This window comes from Streptomyces sp. NPDC001890, assembly GCF_042891445.1.
GTDB lineage: Bacteria > Actinomycetota > Actinomycetes > Streptomycetales > Streptomycetaceae > Streptomyces.
Map to the genome: position 1 here is coordinate 198,288 of NZ_JBIATE010000013.1, position 18,352 is coordinate 216,639.

Below are 18,352 nucleotides of genomic sequence, written 5' to 3' on the forward strand. Positions count from 1 at the left end.
AGCCCCGTACGCCGAAGCCTCGTGCGCCGAAGCCTCGTGCACCGATGTCCCGTACGCCGAGGTTCCTTACATTCGATTCGCTACGTCCCTCACGCCGAAGGAGTTCCCATGGCCGGCAGCGCCGATCTCCCCGCCCCCACCACCGTGACGGTCCCCGACACCGAACTGGCCTCGGCCGCCACCCAGTTGGTCCGGGACACCACCGACGACCTGATCTACCACCACTCCCGCCGCGTCTACTTCTTCGGCGGTCTCCAGGGACACAACAGGGGGATGGGCTTCGACCCGGAACTGCTCTACGTCGCGGCCATGTTCCACGATCTCGGCCTGGGCGAGGAGTTCCGTACGAGCGGGCGCCGGTTCGAGGTGGACGGCGCCGACGAGGCACGGCGGTTCCTGCAGAGCCACGGTGTGCCCGAGGACAGCATCCGCCGCGTCTGGACGGCGATCGCACTCCACACGACGCCGGGGATCCCGTCGTTCATGGAGCCGGAGGTCGCACTCGTGACGGCGGGGGTGGAGTACGACGTACTGGGCATCGGGTACGACGACATCAGTGAGGCGGACCGTGCCGCGATCGTCGCCCTGCACCCCCGCCCCGACTTCAAGCGGCGCATTCTCAAGGCCTTCACCGAAGGCATCGAACCCAAGCCGGACACCACGTTCGGCAATGTGAAGGCCGATGTCCTGGAGCGCTACGTGCGCGGGTTCGAACGGGGCAACTTCGTGGACACCATCCTTGATTCCGCCTGGCCGGAGTGACGACGGCGAGCGGACCTCATCGCTCCGGTGGAGCGCCCCGTCGTTATGGTTGGCATCTGCAGGAAAGTGGCCGTGCGGGGTCGAACGGCTCCGCGTCCGCCGCCCGTTCCTCCACCGTCCACGGAAGGGGCGAGCGATGCCGGCCGTCCTCGTACTGCTGCTCGCCGGAACCTGGCTGCTCTCCGGCGCCCTGGTCACCGGGACCGATCCGCTGATCGTCGCCGTGGGCCGCACCGCGGTGTGCTGTCTGGTGCTCACCGCCGTCGCGGCGGCCACCGCCGAGGGCAGGGCCGATCTGCGCCGGGCCGCCGCGAGGCCGGGCACCGTATGGCTGCTGGGCCTGCTCGGCTTCGCCGGGTACGCGGCAGGTACCCTCCTCGCCATCCCCCGGATCGGGACCTCGCTCACCAATCTCGTCGTCGCGCTGATGCCGTGCGCCTCGGTGGCCGTGGGCGCGTTGTTCTTCGGTGAACGGTCCGGGCCGCGCAAGGCGGCGGGGGCGGTACTCGCCTGCGCGGCGGCCGTCGGATACGCGGCGCTCGGCGCGGACGCGGGCGATGCGGACGGGCCGGGACTGCTGCTGGTCGCCGCGGCGACCGTGGCCTTCGCCGGATACGGGTTCCTGTACCGGCAGCGGCTCTCGGAGCTCCCGCCCCTCGCGGTGCTGCCCGTACTGCTCGCGGCCGCCACCTGCCTGCTGCTCCCGATGGCGCTGCCCGCGCTGATCTCCCACCCGCCGACCCCGGCCGCGATCGGCGGCACGGTCGTGCTGGGCGCGGCGGTGTACGCGCCCGCCTACCTCGTACAGCACCGGCTCATCCTGCTCCGCGGGCCGGTCTTCACGGCCGCCGTGCAACTGGCCGTTCCCTTCACCGTGCGGCTGGGCGACTGGGCGCTCGGCACCGCGTCCGCCCCCTCCGCGGCCGAGTTGCTGCTCCTCGCCGTGTGCTGCGGGGGCATCGCCCTCGTCACCGTCCAGCCCGCCCCCGGCTCGCCGCCGCCGAGTGAACGCGGGGCCGCCGGGCGGACCGGCACAGCCCTCCGCTTGCGGTCCGGCCGTCGTCGCGCCGACCACCAGCGCGCCCTGCTGTAGGCCAAGGCCGCGGGCATCGCCCGCTACTACTGGTACGACCTGATCAACGACGGCAACGGGCCGAGCAACGGGGAGCACGACTTCGGCATGCTCCGGCAGCCCGTGACCGTCTCCGTCGAGAATCCGGTCCCGGTCACCGCCAGCGCCCCGAATCCGGCCGCGGTCGCCCAGGCGGTGGTGGCCCGGCTGCTCGGTGGCAAGACGTACGCCGGTGACGACGGCCTGCCGCACCGGCCCACCCCGTACGATTCACCGGCGGCGGCACGACCCGCGTGGTGTGGGCGACCACCGCCCGTGACCTCACGATCTCGGCGACCGGCCCGGTCACGCTGGTCGATTCCTGGGGCCGGCGCCCGGTCGGACAGCCGACGGACGGCCGCTTCACGTCGGCGGCGGGCCCGTCCCCGGTGTTCGTCGAGGGTCCCGTCACCGGAGTCGGAGCGGCGACTCCTTGACGGGGCGGTCGGGAAAACGCGTCGACAGGCGGGTGCCGGGCAGGGTGTGATGGCCGGTACTGCCCGCCGCTGCGAGCGGGCCGGAGGCGGGAGCCGTTCTTGACCGAGGAGCGAACCGCGGACATCCACCCCGTGATCGACACCGCACTCGTCAGGCGGCTGGTCGACACGCAGTTCCCCCGGTGGGCGGGGCTGCCGCTGAAGCGGCTCGACCGGGCCGGCTCCGATCATGTGATCCACCGGCTCGGCGAGGAACTCGCCGTCCGACTGCCCCGCCATCAGGGCGCCATGGGGCAGGCCCGGAAGGAGGCGGCATGGCTGCCCCGGCTCGCCCCGCACCTGCCACTGGCCGTCCCGGTGCCGCGGGGGGTGGGGGAGCCGGATTTCGGCTACCCGTGGCCCTGGGCGGTGTCCCGGTGGCTGGACGGCGAGGTGGCGACCGTCGAGGGCCTGGAGGAATCGGCGGACGCCGCGGTCGGTCTGGCGCGATTCCTGGCCGCTCTCCAGCGGGTCGCGCCGGGCGAGGACCGCGAGGGTCTGTCCGTACGGTCACTGGCCGACCGGGACAGGGCGACGCGGGCCGCCATCGCGGCGGTGGACGGCACGTTCGACGCGGTGGCCATGACCGAGCTGTGGGACGCGGCGCTCGGCGCGCCGGCATGGGACCGCCCTCCGGTCTGGTTCCACGGCGATCTCCACACCGGCAACCTGCTGACCGCGGACGGCCGCCTCGGCGCGGTCATCGACTTCGGCGAACTCGGCGTCGGCGATCCGTCCTGCGACCTGACCGTCGCCTTCACCCTGATGTCCGCCGGAACCCGGGCCGTCTTCCGCGACGTGCTGGGCGTGGACGACGCGACCTGGACCAGGGGACGGGGCTGGGCACTGGCCACCGGCCTGAACGCCTACACCGCGTACGCCGCCGACCACCCCGGGGTCGCCGAACAGACCACCCGCCAGATCACCGAGGCCCTCATCGGCTGACGAGTTCCCCGGGAGGCCCGGCGCGCCGCCGGACGACTTCCGCCACCCGGGGTGGGCCCCGTGCAGGGCAGCGGAAGTCGACCGGGTGCGGACCGGATCGGAACGGGATCAGAAGGTGACGTCCGAGCAGGCGTAGAACGCGTTGCCGGTGTCGGCGATCGTCCAGACGCCGAGGATCAGGTGCTTGCCCGACTTCTGCGGCAGGATCCCGTCGTGGGTCACGGTGGACCCCGGCAGACGGCCGCCGAAGGGCACCGTCAGGAACGGCTGCGGATCCAGGTCGGCCCTGGTGAGGGGCTTTGCGGGGTCGTAGCCGTCCTTGGTGATGTAGTAGCGGAAATCGGTCGTGGCGTGCCGGGCCTCGATGCGCCAGCGGAAGGTGTAGCTCTGCCCGCCGGTGACCTTCGTCGCGGGCCAGGCGCCGCCACGCGGGTCGTCGAGCTCGGAGAACCGGCCGTTGCCGCCGGCACAGATGGTGCCGTCGACCGGGCCGCGCGCGGGGAAGCCCTTCGGGCCCTCGACGCTCGGCGGCTCCCACTGGATCTGGCCGCAGTTGCGCACGGTGCCGATGCCGCAGAGCTGCTGACGGCTGACCGGGGCGTCGGTGTAGCCGTGGCTCTGAGCACTGCCCGTGGTGGTGAGGAGGGAGGCCCCGGCGATGCCGAGGCCGAGGACGAACGAGGTGATCCTTCTGCGCATGCTTCGCTCCTGGAGGAGGTGTGGGGCGCTGCGTGACGAGTGGGGAGGGCGCGCTCCACCCCACTAGGTCTAGACCAACTCCGAGACTAGCCAGGGCGATTGGTCATGTCCATACCAGTAATGCGCCGCCGGCCGTCGGCCCGATGGCGGCCGCGATCGGGCCGGGCGAGCCCCGTCGCCATGGTGGGCCGGTGGACAAAGCAGGCGTACGCTGGCAAAAACGCCTGTGCACCGCGAGTGAGCGATGGAGGCGGCCCCATGACCGACCCGCACGGCTTCCTCAAGTTCCCCCGCCGGTCCGTCCCGCCGCGCCCCGTCCAGGAACGGCTGAACGACTGGAACGAGGTCTACGCGGGACAGGCGCGGCTTCCCCTGGTGTCCGAGCAGGCCGGCCGCTGCATGGACTGCGGCATCCCGTTCTGCCACAGCGGCTGCCCGCTGGGAAACCTCATCCCCGAGTGGAACACGTACGCCGGGCGGGAGGACTGGCGCGCCGCTGCCGAGCGGCTGCACGCGACGAACAACTTCCCCGAGTTCACCGGGCGGCTGTGCCCGGCCCCGTGCGAGGACGCCTGTGTGCTGGCCATCAACGCCGACCCGGTGACCATCAAGAACGTGGAGCAGGCCATCGCCGACCAGATCTGGGAACGCGGATACGCCCCACCGCGGCCGCCCGAGCGGCTCAGCGGGAAGACCGTCGCCGTCGTCGGCTCCGGTCCGGCGGGCCTGGCCGCGGCGCAGCAGCTCACCAGAATCGGCCATACTGTCGCCGTCTACGAGCGCGCCGACCGTATCGGCGGACTGCTGCGCTACGGCATCCCCGAGTTCAAGATGGAGAAGCGCCACCTGGACCGCCGCATCGAGCAGATGCGGGCCGAGGGCACCAAATTCCGTGCGGGCGTGGACATCGGCGACGACCTCGGCGCCGCCGAGCTCGCCGAGCGCAACGACGCGGTCGTCATCGCCGTCGGTGCGCGTGGGCAACGGGAGTTGTCCGTACCCGGTCGTGAACTGCGCGGAATCCACCAGGCCATGGACTATCTGACCCTGGCCAACCGGGTTACCGAGGGGGACTGCGAAGCCCCGGCCGTCACCGCCGAAGGCAAGCGTGTGGTGATCATCGGGGGAGGGGACACCGGATCGGACTGCATGGGCACCGCGCTGCGCCAGGGGGCCGCGTCCGTGGTGCAGCTGGACATCAATCCGGAGCCCGGCGACGACCGTCCCGAGAGCGAGCCCTGGCCCGTCCACCCCAAGGTCTACCGGATCTCCCACGCCCATGAGGAGGCCCGGGGGCGGGCAGGAACGGATCCGCGGGTCTTCTCCTCGGCCACCCTCCGCTTCGAGGGGGACCGGACCGGGCGGGTGCACGCCCTGCGCCTCGCGGAGGTGGAACCGCAGGCCAGAAGGGTGCGCCCCGGGACGGAGCGGGGGATCCCGGCGGACCTGGTCCTGCTCGCCCTCGGTTTCTACGGCCCCGAACGCGGCACGGGGTTGATGCGGCAGCTCGGGCTCACCCTGGACAGCCGCGGAAATTTCGCCCGGAACACCTGCTTCCAGGCCGAGACGACGGAGCCGCCCGGGCGGGCGGCCCGAGCCGGGGCGGACGGGATCTTCATCGCCGGCGACGCGGGACGCGGCCAGTCCCTCGTGGTGTGGGCCATCGCGGAGGGGCGGTCCGCCGCCGCCGCGACGGACCGCTATCTGACCGGCTCCACGGTGCTTCCGGCGCCGATCGCACCATACGACCGCCCCCTGGTGGCTTGAGCGCCCCTTCGGGCGGTCGCCCCCTGTTTCTGTATTACTAGTAATTCATATTCATGGCGGACTGGACAGGCGAAGTGGGCGGGGCGATTCGGGCGGTCCCGGTGGTGCGGTCCTCGCCGACCGTTCTCGCCACGACCGCCGCCCGGTATCAGTATGCGGCTTGAATTCGACGGTTGAGGCCGGTGGGTGGGGAAAAATTAGTAGAGCGGGCCGGCCCGGCGTGGGTTCTCGGGTCCGTGGGGTCCATCAGGCGATCCCTCTCGCGCTCCAGCACATATTTCTTGCGTTTGGCACGTGGTGACCGGTGTGCCGGTCCCGTGCGCCCGCATGCGGTCATCAGTATCTCTTTCCTGGCCAGTGCGCTCCGCTGTGCCAGTTCCTTTCGTAAAGGTGCTGTGAGTGGAAAATCGTGAACCGCTGCCCGGCGGTGATCCGGAGGTGGATTCCGGCCGGGCCGGAGGGAAGGGTGCCCCGGTGCCCGCCATGCGCGCAGTGCTGCGTGTGGCGGCGTACCCGTTCCTGCTGACGGGCGCGGTCACGGTGGCTGCGACGGCGCTGTGTCTCGACTGGGACCCCGACCGTGTGAGCCCGCTCTTCCTGCTCGGTGTCATTACCTATTTCACCGTGCTCGAACGAGTGATTCCGCACCGTCGGGCCTGGCATCCGAATGCCGGTGAATGGTGCTGGTACGGGGTCTATTTCGTGCTGACATTGGTTTCCAGCGCATTCGCGCAGTACCTTGTCTCCACCGTGGTTTCCGAAGTGTCGCCGAGTGAGCCGGATCTCAATCTCTGGGCAGAAATACCGGCGGCGTTGCTGACCGGTTCTCTGGCCAGTTACCTGGTGCATCGGCTCGGTCATACCAATGCGATATTGTGGCGCCTGCACGGTGTTCACCATGTGCCGGAAAAGGTCAATGTCGCCAATAACGGCGTCAACCACGTCCTCGATATCGTTCTCGCGCAGGGAACCGTTCAGCTCGCTCTGGCACTGGTCGGATTCTCCCGGGAATCCGTGTTCGTCGTGGGACTTTTTGTGGCCGCCCAGGGCTATTTCATCCACGCCAACATCGACGTGCGCATAGGCCGGCTCAACCATGTGCTCGCCAGCCCCGAACAACACCGACTGCACCACAGCACAGACCTGTCCGAGGCGGGCCACTACGGCTCGGACCTGTCGATCTGGGACCACGCCTTCGACAGCTACACCTGGCGGCCCGGCCGCGAACCGGTCGCGGTCGGGCTCGGCGATCCCGCGGCCTTCCCCCGTACCGGGGAGATCGTCGCCAGCCTTCTCCACCCCTTGCGCCGTGCGAAGGGGCCCGGGACCGGTTCTGTCTGAACTGCCCTTCCATGCCGGTCCTCGGCGTCACGACTTGAGGAGTTACAGCCTTGCCCGACGTGAACAGTGCCTCCGTGAGCGAAAAAGTAGCGATCATCGGCATGGGGTGCCGACTGCCCGGCGGTGCGTCGGACCACCGCGCGTACTGGCAGAACCTCATGGAGGGCAAGGACTGCATCACACCGACGCCGGCCGATCGTTATGACGTCGGCAGTCTCGGCAGCAGACACAAGGAGAAACCGGGGCGTCTGATCGGCGGCCGTGGTGGATACATCGACGGTTTCGACGAATTCGACCCCGCCTTCTTCGGCATCAGCCCGCGCGAGGCCGACCACATGGACCCGCAGCAGCGAAAGCTGCTGGAAGTCGCGTGGGAGGCGCTGGAGGACGGTGGGCAGCGGCCCGCGGAGCTCGCGGGCAGCAATACCGCAGTGTTCGTCGGTGCGTTCACGCTGGACTACAAGATCCTGCAATTCTCCGACCTGGGCTTCTCGTCACTCGCCGCCCACACCGCCACCGGCACCATGATGACGATGGTCTCGAACCGTCTCTCGTACTGCTTCGACTTCCGCGGACCGAGCCTGTCGCTCGACACCGCGTGCAGTTCCTCCCTGGTCGCCGTGCACCTCGCCTGCCAGAGCCTCAACAACCGGGAGACCGACCTCGCGCTGGCCGGTGGCGTACTGCTGCACATGGCGCCGCAGTACACCATCGCCGAGACGAAGGGCGGATTCCTGTCGCCCGACGGCCGTTCACGCGCGTTCGACGCCACGGCCAACGGCTACGTACGGGCCGAGGGCGTCGGCCTGGTCGCGCTGAAACGCCTTGACGACGCCCTGCGCGACGGCGACCCCATCCACGCGGTGATCCTCGGCGCGGGGGTCAACCAGGACGGCCGGACCAACGGCATCACCGTGCCCAACGCGGACGCCCAGGTCTCCCTCATCCGGCGCGTCTGCGGCGAGGCCGGCATCACGCCCGGCGACCTCCAGTACGTGGAGGCGCACGGCACCTCCACGCCCGTGGGCGACCCCATCGAGGCGAACGCGCTGAGCCGGGCGCTGGCCGAGGGCCGCCGACCGGACGCACCGTGCTACGTGGGCTCCGTCAAGACCAACATCGGGCACACCGAATCGGCGGCCGGTATCGCCGGTCTGATCAAGACCGTGCTCTGCCTCAAGCACCGCATGATCCCGCCCCACATCAACCTGGAGCAGCTGAACGCCGCCATCGACCAGGGGACGTCCCCGTACCGCATCCCGACCGAGCCGACCCGGTGGCCCGCACACGAGGGGCCCGCACGGGCCGGGGTGAACTCGTTCGGGTTCGGTGGCACCAACGCGCACGTCGTGCTGGAGCAGGCACCGGAGCGGAGCGCGCCGTCGGCCCCGCCCGCCGAACGGGCCTGGAACATCCTCCCGTTGACCGCCCGTGCCCCGGAAGCCCTGCCGGAGGTGGCGGCCGGAATCCGCCGCGAGCTGGCAGGGGCGCACGGCCCCCGGGCGTCGCTCCCCGACCTCGGCTACACACTGGCCCACCGCCGCCAGCACCTGGAGTCACGGCTCTCCGTCGTGTACTCCTCGCGGACCGGACTGGACGAGGCGCTCAATGCCTACCTGCGCGGCGAGCCGCACCCCGGAGTCGTCCACGACCGGCAGCTCGAAACCGAACAGCGCGGCCTGGTCTGGGTCTTCACCGGGATGGGGCCGCAGTGGTGGGGGATGGGCCGCCAACTGCTCGACGGCGACGAGGTGTTCCGGGAAGCCGTGACCCGCTGCGACCGGGTCGTCCGGTCGATCGCGGGCTGGTCCCTGATCGAGGAGATGAGGGCCGACGAAGCCGGGTCGCGCATGGGTGAGACCTGGCTCGCACAGCCGGCCAACTTCGCCGTCCAGGTGGGACTCGCGGCCATGTGGCGCCAGTACGGTGTGCGGCCCGACGCCGTCGTCGGCCACAGCACCGGAGAGGTCGCCGCCTTCTACGAGGCCGGGGTCTACTCCCTGGAGGACGCGGTGAAGGTGGTGCTGCACCGCAGCCGCCTCCAGCAGAAGCTGACCGGGACCGGCACCATGCTCGCCGTGAGCCTGCCCGAGGACGAGGCGCAGGCCCGGGTGGCCGCGTTCGGGGACCGGGTGTCCGTGGCCGCGGTCAACAGCCCCTCGGCGGTCACCCTGGCAGGCGAGCGCGAGGCACTGGCCGAGCTGGCGGACCGGCTCCACGCCGAGCAGATCTTCGCCAAGTTCCTCACGGTGCAGGTTCCGTACCACAGCGCGGGCATGGAGGTGATCAAGGACGAACTGCTGGCCTCGCTGGAGGATCTCGCTCCCCAGGAGGCGACGATTCCGCTGTACCTGACCGGGCAGGAGGGCACGGCGCACGGCAGCGAGCTGGACGCGAGCTACTGGTGGAAGAACGTCCGCCACCGGGTCCGCTTCCGCTCGGCCGTCGACCGGCTCGCCGACGACGGGTACGGACTGTTCCTGGAGATCGGTCCGCACCCGGTGCTCGGCCACTCCATCCGCGAGTGCCTCGAAGACCGGGGCACGGCCGCACGGACCCTGCCGTCGATCCGCCGCCAGGAGAACGAGCCGGAGCGCTTCGCCGCCTCGCTGGCCCAGCTGCACAACCTCGGCGTCCCCATCGCCTGGGACACCCTGCACCCGGCGGGCAGACCGGTGGTCCTGCCCCGCTACCCGTGGCGGCGCGACCGCCACTGGACGGAACCCGCACCGGTGGCCCAGGTCCGTCTCGGCCACGCCGACCACCCTTTGCTGGGCCGTCGCACCGCGGACACCGAACCCACCTGGGACGCCGCCCTGGACACCGAGCGGCTGCCCTACCTCGACGACCACCGCATCCAGTCCACGGTGGTCTTCCCGGCCGCGGGATACCTGGAGATGGCCACGCAGGCGGTCCGAGCCCTGACCGGCGGCACCCATGTCGTGCTGACGGACATCGAGTTCCGCAAGGCGCTGTTCCTGCCGGAGGGCGAGGACCGGGCCGTCCGGCTGACCCTCTCCTCGCAGAACGCGGCGTTCACGATCGCGTCCAAGGGGCCGGACGAGGGCGGCAGGGCGGTGCACGCGAGCGGAGTCGTGCGCTCGGGGCAGCCACGGCCGGCCGGGCCCCCCGCCGACACCGAAGCCCTTCGGGCCCGCGCCCGGCGCCGGCTGCGAGGCGAGGACTGCTATGCGGAGCTCGCCGCGCTCGGCTACCACTACGGGCCCGCGTTCCGAGCCATCGACGAGGTGTGGATCGGCTCCGGAGAAGTACTCGCCCGACTCCGCCCGCCCGCGGCGATCGGAGACGACGCGGCCGGACACCACATCCATCCCGTACTGCTCGACGCCTGCTTCCAGTCGCTGCTGACGACACAGCTGCTCGAAACCGAAACCGAAACCGAAGGCACCGGCACGGCTGCCGGTGGACCGGAACGGCGGACGACCGGGATCCGGCTGCCGCTGTCGATCGACGAGCTGCGCCTGGCCCCGGTGGGAGACCGGCCGATCTGGGTGCACGCCACGGTGACCCGCGACGGCGCGGACGAGCTCGTCGGGGACATGGCCGTCTACGCGGACAGCGGCGAACCCCTCGGCGGCATCAACGGCTTCCGCGCCGCCGACGTGGAGAAGGCGTCCACCACGGTCGGACTCGGCACGATCGACTCCTGGCTCGCCGAGACCGTCTGGATCGACAGCCCCCTCGCCCCCGCCACGGACGAGGCCGAGCAGGGCACTGCCACCGACGCCGCAGGCAGCCCCACCGGGTCCACCGGCGGCGACTGGCTGGTGTTCGCCGACAGCCAGGGCGTCGGCGACGCCCTGAGCGCCCTGCTGGCCGCCCGGGGCGAGCGCTGCCACCTGGTGCGTCCGGGCGACACGTACCGGCGAGGGGGCGAGGACAACGGGTTCACGGTCGTCCCGGGGTCCGTCACCGACCTGGAGCGGCTCTTCACCGACCTGGGCGAAGGCAGGGCGGACGAGCACGGCGGCGGCGCGGGCGACGCGCGGCGCGTCGGACCCATCGTGCATCTGTGGAACCTCGACCTGCCTCCGCTCGCCCAGGCCTCACCGCAGGACCTCGTACGGACCAGCGCCGCCGGGGCCTACTCACTGATCGCGCTCGCCCGCACGCTGCTCCGCCGCGGGAAGGCCGGCCGGCTGCACATCGTGACCCGCGGTGCCCAGCGCGTCGAGCCCGGCGAGACCGTGGAGCCGCTGGGAGCACCGGCGTGGGGAGTGGGCCGGGTCCTCAGGCACCAGGAACTCACCTCCCACCCCGGCAAACTGATCGACCTGGGCCCCCGGGTGCCGGGCGACGAGGAGTGCCGGGCCGAGGCCCGTGCGCTGCTGCGTGAACTCCTGACCGACGACGAGGAGGAGATCGCGCTCCGTGGTTCGGCCCGCCGGACCAGCCGCATCCGACGGGCCGAACAACTGACACACCCCCTTCCGCTGCGCCTGCGCACCGATGCGAACTACCTGGTCACCGGCGCCTTCGGAGCGCTCGGTCGGCTGCTGTGCCGGACGCTCGTCCGGCGTGGCGCGCGCAGTCTGATCCTGGTCGGACGCACCGCACTGCCGGAGCGCTCCACCTGGCGGGAGCTCGACCCCGACACCGCCCAGGGCCGGGCCACCGCCTTCGTCAAGGAACTGGAGGCGCTCGGGGCACGGGTCGTCCTGGCACCGCTCGACATCACCGACGAAGCCGCGTTCACGAACTGGCTGGACGCTCACCGGCGCACCGATCCGCTGCCGGTTCGCGGCGTGTTCCATCTCGCCGGTCAGGTCCGCGACACACTCGTCGAGGACATGGACCACCGGACGTTCGCCGAGGCCCACGACCCCAAGGCCATCGGAGCCCACCTGCTCCACCGCCACCTGCGGGACGAACCGCTGGACCACTTCGTGCTGTTCGCCTCGATCGCCTCGCTGCTGACCACGGCGGGCCAGACCAACTACGCCGCGGGCAACGCGTTCCTGGACGCGCTGGCCCAGCACCGCCGGGCACTCGGGCTGCCGGGGCTGAGCGTGGACTGGGGCCCCTGGGCCACCGGCATGATCGAGGAGCTGGGGCTCGTCGACCACTACCTCCACAACCGGGGAATGAGCTCGCTCGCACCGGACGTCGGCATGGCCGTGCTGGAACGCGTCATCGGCCAGGACCGCGCCCAGCTGCTCGTCGCCACGGTCGTCGACTGGCCGGTGTTCCAGGCCTGGTACGCCTCCCCGCCCCGGCTCGTCGCCGAGCTGGCGGCGGCTGCCCCCTCCAGGACGGCCACCGGGCCGGGCGAGGGCATCCTCGAAACCTTCCGTCACGCGGACACGGCGCAGCGCCTGTCCCTGGTGACCGGACGGTTCGTCGAACTGACCGCATCGGTGCTGCGGACCGGCCCCGAACGGATCGATCCGCAGGCCGGGCTCAACGCGCTGGGCCTCGACTCGCTCCTGGCGATGGAGCTGCGTGCCCGCATCAGCTCCGAGCTCGGCGTCGCCCCGCCGGTGGTGGCACTGCTGAGCGGTACCCCGGTCGCCGAACTGATCACACAACTCCACGACACCCTCGTAGAGTTGGTGGCCCACGAGGGCGGCGGAACGGACGCCGGCGAGGTGGAGGTGTTCGAGGACGAACTCAGCCACCCGCTGACCCAGAACCAGAAGGCCCTGTGGTTCCTCAGGCAGCTCAACCCCGAGGGATACGCGTACAACATCGGCGGCGCGGTCGAGGTCAGGGTCTCCCTCGATCCCGACCTCATGTTCGAGGCCGTGCGCCGCATGGTGGCGCGACACCCCGCCCTGCGCACCAACTTCCGCACGGTGGACGGCGTGCCGCTGCAACAGGTGTCGCCGGAGGCGAGCCCGGACGTCGCACTGTTCGACGTGCAGGAACAGGAGTGGGAGGACATCCACCGCACGATCGTCGCCGAGTACCGCAAGCCGTACGACCTGGAGAGCGACCCGCTCTTCCGTTTCCGCCTCTTCAAGCGTGCCCCCGACCGCTGGGTGATCATGAAGGCGGTGCACCACATCGTCTCCGACGCCATCTCGACGTTCACCTTCATCGAGGAGCTCCTGGCGGTGTACGAGGGGCTCCGCCAGGGGCAGGACCCCTCGCTGCCGCCCGTCACCGCCCGCTATCTGGACTTCCTCAACGCGCAGAACCGCTTCCTGGCCGGACCCACGGCACCGCGCATGCTCGACTACTGGCGTTCGCACCTGCCGGCCGAGGTGCCGACCCTGGAACTGCCCGTCGACAAACCCCGCCCCGCCGTGCAGACGCACAACGGAGCCTCGGAGTTCTTCGTCCTGGACGGCGAGTTGAGCGCACGGGTGCACACCCTGGCCCGCGAGCACGACGTGACCCCCTTCATGGTGCTGCTCAGCGCCTACTACCTGCTGCTGCAGCGCTACTCCGGCCAGGACCAGGTCATCGTCGGCAGCCCGGTGACCGGCCGGACCGAGCAGGATTTCGCCTCCGTCTACGGCTACTTCGTCAATCCGCTCCCGCTGCACGCGGATCTTTCCGGCGACCCGTCGGTGGCCCGGCTGCTCCAGGAGGTCCGCACCACGGTGCTGGGCGGCCTGGACAACCAGGAGTACCCCTTCGTGCTGCTGGTCGACGAACTCGGGCTCCAGCACGACCCCAGCCGCTCCGCGGTGTTCCAGGCCATGTTCATCCTGCTCACCCACAAGGTCGCCACCGAGAAGTACGGCTACCGGCTCCAGTACATCGAACTCCCTGAAGAAGAGGGGCAGTTCGATGTGACACTGTCGGTCTACGAGGACGAGGCGGAACGCCGTTTCCACTGCGTCCTGAAGTACAACACCGACCTGTTCCTGCCGGAGACCATGCGGCGGATGGCGGCGCACTACACCGCGCTGCTCGACAGCATGACCCGCGCCCCGGCCGACCGGCCCACCTCCCGCCTGGAGATGCTGGACGCCCAGGAGCGCGAGCGGCTGATCAGCGAGTGGAGCGGCGCCGGACGCATCGCCCTGCCCCCGGCGGCGGCGGAGGACGGGACGGACGGATTCCGCCCGGTGCACCGGCTGATCAGCGAGAGGGCCGCCCGCTGCCCGGACGCCGTGGCCATCACGGCCCCGGCACTCCAGGGGCCGACGCGCCGGCTGACGTACGCGGAACTGGACCGCGGTTCGGACGAGCTGGCCCGGCGGCTGCGCGCGCTCGGGGCCGGCGCCGGGTCGGTGGTGGCGCTCTGCATGGAGAAGTCGCCCGACCTCGTCGTCGCACTGCTCGCGGTCCTCAAGGCCGGCGGCGCCTATCTCCCGATCCCGGCCGACCACCCGGCCGACCGTGCCGCCCACACCGTACGGACCGCGGGCGCCACCCTCGTCGTCGTCGAGGACGAGGCGTGCCGGGACCGGATGGCAGGGCTGCCGGTCCCGGCCCGCACGCTGCGGGAGCTGTACGAGGCGGACCCGGAGGCCGTTCCCGGGCCGGACGGCCGGAGCGCGGGCCGGGCCGGAGCCGAGGACCCGACCGGCCCCGACTCGGCCGCGTACATCATCCACACCTCCGGCTCGACCGGCCTCCCCAAGGCCGTGCAGGTCAGCCACCGCAACCTCGCCTCGGCCTACGCGGCCTGGCTCCAGGAATACCGGCTGGACCGCGACGTCCGGGTACACCTCCAGATGGCCGCCCCGTCGTTCGACGTCTTCACCGGCGACGTGGTGCGGGCGCTGTGCTCGGGCGGCAGCCTGGTGCTGGTCGACCGTGATCTGCTCTTCGACACCGAGCGCCTGTACATGACGATGCGCCAGGAGCGCGTCGACTGTGCGGAGTTCGTGCCCGCCGTCGTACGCGGACTGATGGACCACTGCGAACGCCGGGACCTGCGCCTGGACTTCATGCGTCTGCTGGTCGTCGGGTCCGACGTGTGGAAGGCAGGGGAGTACCGACGGCTGCACGACCTGTGCGGGCCGCAGACCCGGCTGATCAACTCCTACGGGGTCACCGAGGCGACCATCGACAGCGCCTTCTTCGAAGGACCCGTCGACGACCTGGAACCCGGCCGGACGGTGCCGATCGGACGGCCCCTGGGCAACAGCATGCTCCATGTGCTCGACCGGCACGGCGAACCGGTGCCGCCCGGTGTGCCCGGCGAGCTGTGGATCGGCGGCGAGGGCGTCGCCCTCGGCTACGCCGGCGACCCCGCGCTGACGGGCCGGCGCTTCGTCACCCGGACCCTGAGCCGGGAGCCGGGCGCCGCCCCCGTACGCCTCTACCGCAGCGGCGACGCAGCGCGCTGGGACGCGGACGGCCGGGTCCATCTGCTCGGCCGGGGCGACGGCCAGGTCAAGCTGCGGGGCCACCGGATCGAGACCGGCGAGATCGAGGCACACCTCGCCCAGCGGCCCGAGCTGGCCCGGACGGTCGTCACGGTGCGCCCCGACGCCCGCGGCGAGGACGTGCTCGTCGCCTACTGCGTCCCGGCCCGAGGGGCCGCACCGGACCGGCGCGCGCTGCGCCGGTTCCTCGGGGAGCGGCTGCCCGCGTACATGGTTCCGGCGCACTTCGTCGTACTGCCGCACCTGCCGCTGACCGCCAACGGCAAGGTCGACCCCACCGCCCTGCCGACGCCCCGGTTCGACGCGGACGACGAACCCGAGGAGACGCCGCGCACACCCTTCGAGCTGAGCATGGCCCGGCACTGGGAGGAACTGCTCGGACTGGAGAGGGCCGGCCTGACGCAGGAGTTCTTCGAGGCCGGCGGGAGCTCCATCAAACTGATCGAGCTGATCCACCGGCTGCGCAAGGAATTCGGCGTCGGCATCCCCGTCAGCCAGCTGTACCGGGTCACGACCCTGCACGGGATGGCCGCCACACTGGAACGCCTGGCCACCGGATCGATCGCCGACGACCTGCCCTGCCTCACCTTCAACAGCGAGCGCGAACGGACCGTGTTCTGCTTCCCGCCGGCCGGCGGCCACGGACTCGTCTACCGGGGGTTCGCCACCGCACTGCCCGAGTACCGGCTGATCGCCTTCAACTACGTCCCCGGTGCCGACAAGGTGGCCCGCTACGCCGACCTCGTCGAGTCGCACCGGCCCGAGGGCAGATGCCTGCTCCTCGGCTACTCGCTCGGCGGCAACCTCGCCTTCGAGGTGGCCAAGGAACTGGAGAGCCGGGGACGCGAGGTCGCCCATGTGATCGTGCTGGACTCGCACCGGATCGTCGAACCGTACGAAGCCGGCCCCGAGCACATCGAGTTCTTCGAGGCGGAACTGGCCGAGCACCTGCGCAAGCACACCGGATCGGACGCGGTGGCCCGCGAGACCCTCGACCACGCCGCGGAGTACCTGGCCTTCTGCGGGCGCACACCGAACCTCGGCACGGTGTCCGCGACGGTCAGCGTGATCACCGACCAGGAGAAGACGGCGCTCTACGCCGCCGGCGAGTCCGGTACCTGGCACGGCAGCTCGACCACGGCCACGGCCCTGCTGCGCGGCTCCGGGATCCACGCCGACATGCTCGACCCCAAGCACGCGGCCCGCAACGCCGAGCTGGTGCGCGGCATCCTCCAGGAGGGCGGCGCCGATGTCCGATGAGACGGAGGACGACTGGAGCGTCCCCGGACGGGAGAAGGACGGCAGCCCCCGGGTCATCGTGATCGGCGCCGGCGTCGCGGGCATGTCCACCGGGTGCTACGCGCAGATGAACGGGATGCGCTCGCGTATCTTCGAGAAGCATGTGCTGCCCGGCGGCTGCTGCACGGCCTGGTCGCGCGACGGCTACATCTTCGACTACTGCATCGAATGGCTGATCGGCACGGCCACCGGTAACGAAGCCAACCAGGTGTGGCGAGAACTGGGCGCGCTCGACGGCAAGACCATCACCAACTTCGAGATGTTCAACCGGGTGGTCGACGAGAACGGGCGCTCGGTGACCTTCTACAACGATCCGGACCGGCTGGAACACCACTTGCTGGAGATCTCGCCCGCCGACGCCCGGCTCATCCGTTCCTTCTGCCGTGATCTGCGCCGGTTCACCGACATCGAGCTGTACCCGTTCCTGACCGCCCCCGCGCTGCGCACCGTACGGGAGAGAGCGGCGCTGCTGCGCACCGTGCTGCCCGCGTTCCGCCTGTTCTGGCGCACCGCGGCCACACCGATGCACGAATTCGCCGACCGGTTCCAGGACCCCTTGCTCCGCAGGGCGTTCCGCAACATCTTCTTCCAGGACCCGGAGGGCTTCCCGCTCCTGCCCTACCTGTTCAACATGGCAGGCGCCCACCACGACAACGCCGGTTTCCCGCAAGGAGGTTCGCTCGGTCTGGCCCGGTCGATCGAGGAACGCTACGCCGGGCTCGGCGGCGAGATCAGCTACCGGGCCCGCGTCGAACGGATCCTGGTCGAGGACGGGCGCGCCGTCGGGATCGAGCTGCGCAACGGCAGACGGCACTACGCCGACCACGTCGTCGCGGCCTGCGACGGCCACACCGCGATCCACGGCCTGCTGCAGGGCCGGTACACCGGACCGCGGATCGACAAGCTCTACGACGAACTGCTGCACCGCCCCGGCACACTGTTCCCCGCGGTGGTCTCCGCCTTCGTCGGGGTCCGGGGCGAGCTGGGCCCCGACCGGGCCCACAGCACCACCTACCTGCTCGACCCGCAGGACGCGGAGCAGCTGCCCGGCGCACTGCAGAGCAGCGTGGTGGTGCAGATGCGCTCCGACTACTCGGACGGATTCGCGCCGCCCGGAAGATCGGTCATCCACTGCACCTACTTCAGCGACTTCGCGTACTGGAAGGAACTGCGCGCCGCCGACCGCAAGGAATACCGGGAGAAGAAGCGCCAAGTGGCCTCCTTCGTCAGGAGGTTCCTGGAACGCCGGCTGCCGGGCACGGGCGAGCGCATCGAACTGGTCGATGTCGCCTCCCCGGCGACGACCCGGCGCTACACCGGCAACCACGACGGCTCCATCCTGGCCTGGAAGGCGTTCTCCGAGGCCGACGACATCGCGGCCAAGCTGGTCGGCAAGGACCGCATGCGCCTGCCCGGCCTGGGCGGATTCTCGATGGCCGGTCAGTGGGTCGGCATGGGCGGACTGATCCGCGCCGCGTCCACCGGGCGCTTCGTCATCCAGTACCTCTGCGACGAACTGGGGCGCGGATTCACGGCGTCCGAGAGCCGGGGCACCGAACCCTGGCACCCAGGCAAGCTGGGCCGGCTGCCCCAGCTCGACAACTGGCTCATGCGTGGTGACACCCGCACATGAGTACCGAGGA

General features: G+C 70.9%; 9 protein-coding genes. 8 read left to right on the forward strand and 1 reads right to left on the reverse strand.

The window, feature by feature from the left end; all coding sequences use genetic code 11:
- Window positions 1-108: 108 nt before the first annotated feature.
- From ACFYY1_RS27595 to ACFYY1_RS27610, 4 genes are all read left to right on the forward strand, one after another.
- Window positions 109-762: an HD domain-containing protein gene (locus tag ACFYY1_RS27595; protein ID WP_388590409.1), complete on the forward strand. Its 654-nt coding sequence runs from the start codon at window positions 109-111 to the stop codon at window positions 760-762.
- Window positions 763-898: 136 nt separating this feature from the next.
- On the forward strand, window positions 899-1,855 hold the full coding sequence (locus ACFYY1_RS27600) for an EamA family transporter (protein ID WP_388590411.1): 957 nt from the start codon (window positions 899-901) through the stop codon (window positions 1,853-1,855).
- A 275-nt stretch (window positions 1,856-2,130) separates the two neighbouring features.
- A complete protein-coding gene (locus tag ACFYY1_RS27605) occupies window positions 2,131-2,310 on the forward strand; it encodes a hypothetical protein (RefSeq protein WP_388590413.1) in 180 nt (59 codons plus the stop codon).
- 99 nt (window positions 2,311-2,409) lie between these two features.
- Window positions 2,410-3,294, forward strand: a complete 885-nt coding sequence (locus tag ACFYY1_RS27610) for an aminoglycoside phosphotransferase family protein (protein ID WP_388590415.1) — start codon at window positions 2,410-2,412, stop codon at window positions 3,292-3,294.
- 108 nt (window positions 3,295-3,402) lie between these two features.
- Here ACFYY1_RS27610 and ACFYY1_RS27615 read toward each other — a convergent pair whose 3' ends face one another.
- Window positions 3,403-3,993, reverse strand: coding sequence for a lytic polysaccharide monooxygenase (locus ACFYY1_RS27615; protein ID WP_388590416.1), 591 nt, complete (start codon window positions 3,991-3,993; stop codon window positions 3,403-3,405).
- Between the two features lie 258 nt (window positions 3,994-4,251).
- Here ACFYY1_RS27615 and ACFYY1_RS27620 point away from each other — a divergent pair, with 258 nt between their 5' ends.
- The 4 genes from ACFYY1_RS27620 to ACFYY1_RS27635 all read left to right on the forward strand — a co-directional run bounded on the left by ACFYY1_RS27620 (window position 4,252) and on the right by ACFYY1_RS27635 (window position 18,342).
- Window positions 4,252-5,760, forward strand: coding sequence for a glutamate synthase subunit beta (locus ACFYY1_RS27620; RefSeq protein WP_388590418.1), 1,509 nt, complete (start codon window positions 4,252-4,254; stop codon window positions 5,758-5,760).
- 483 nt (window positions 5,761-6,243) lie between these two features.
- Entirely contained in the window at window positions 6,244-7,101 is an 858-nt protein-coding gene (locus tag ACFYY1_RS27625) for a sterol desaturase family protein (RefSeq protein WP_388590459.1), read from the forward strand.
- A gap of 50 nt (window positions 7,102-7,151) precedes the next feature.
- Window positions 7,152-16,670 carry an amino acid adenylation domain-containing protein gene (locus ACFYY1_RS27630; RefSeq protein WP_388590419.1) on the forward strand — a complete coding sequence of 3,173 codons (9,519 nt, stop codon included), beginning with the start codon at window positions 7,152-7,154 and terminating at the stop codon, window positions 16,668-16,670.
- Window positions 16,660-18,342 carry a phytoene desaturase family protein gene (locus tag ACFYY1_RS27635; RefSeq protein ID WP_388590421.1) on the forward strand — a complete coding sequence of 561 codons (1,683 nt, stop codon included), beginning with the start codon at window positions 16,660-16,662 and terminating at the stop codon, window positions 18,340-18,342. Before ACFYY1_RS27630 ends, ACFYY1_RS27635 begins: the two co-directional genes overlap by 11 nt.
- The last annotated feature ends 10 nt before the right edge of the window (window positions 18,343-18,352 follow it).

Coding starts and splice junctions, on each gene's coding strand:
- ACFYY1_RS27595 (WP_388590409.1), top strand. CDS start 109: ATGGCCGGCAGCGCCGATCTCCCCGCCCCCACCACCGTGACGGTCCCC.
- ACFYY1_RS27600 (WP_388590411.1), top strand. CDS start 899: ATGCCGGCCGTCCTCGTACTGCTGCTCGCCGGAACCTGGCTGCTCTCC.
- ACFYY1_RS27615 (WP_388590416.1), bottom strand. CDS start 3,993: ATGCGCAGAAGGATCACCTCGTTCGTCCTCGGCCTCGGCATCGCCGGG.
- ACFYY1_RS27620 (WP_388590418.1), top strand. CDS start 4,252: ATGACCGACCCGCACGGCTTCCTCAAGTTCCCCCGCCGGTCCGTCCCG.
- ACFYY1_RS27625 (WP_388590459.1), top strand. CDS start 6,244: ATGCGCGCAGTGCTGCGTGTGGCGGCGTACCCGTTCCTGCTGACGGGC.
- ACFYY1_RS27635 (WP_388590421.1), top strand. CDS start 16,660: ATGTCCGATGAGACGGAGGACGACTGGAGCGTCCCCGGACGGGAGAAG.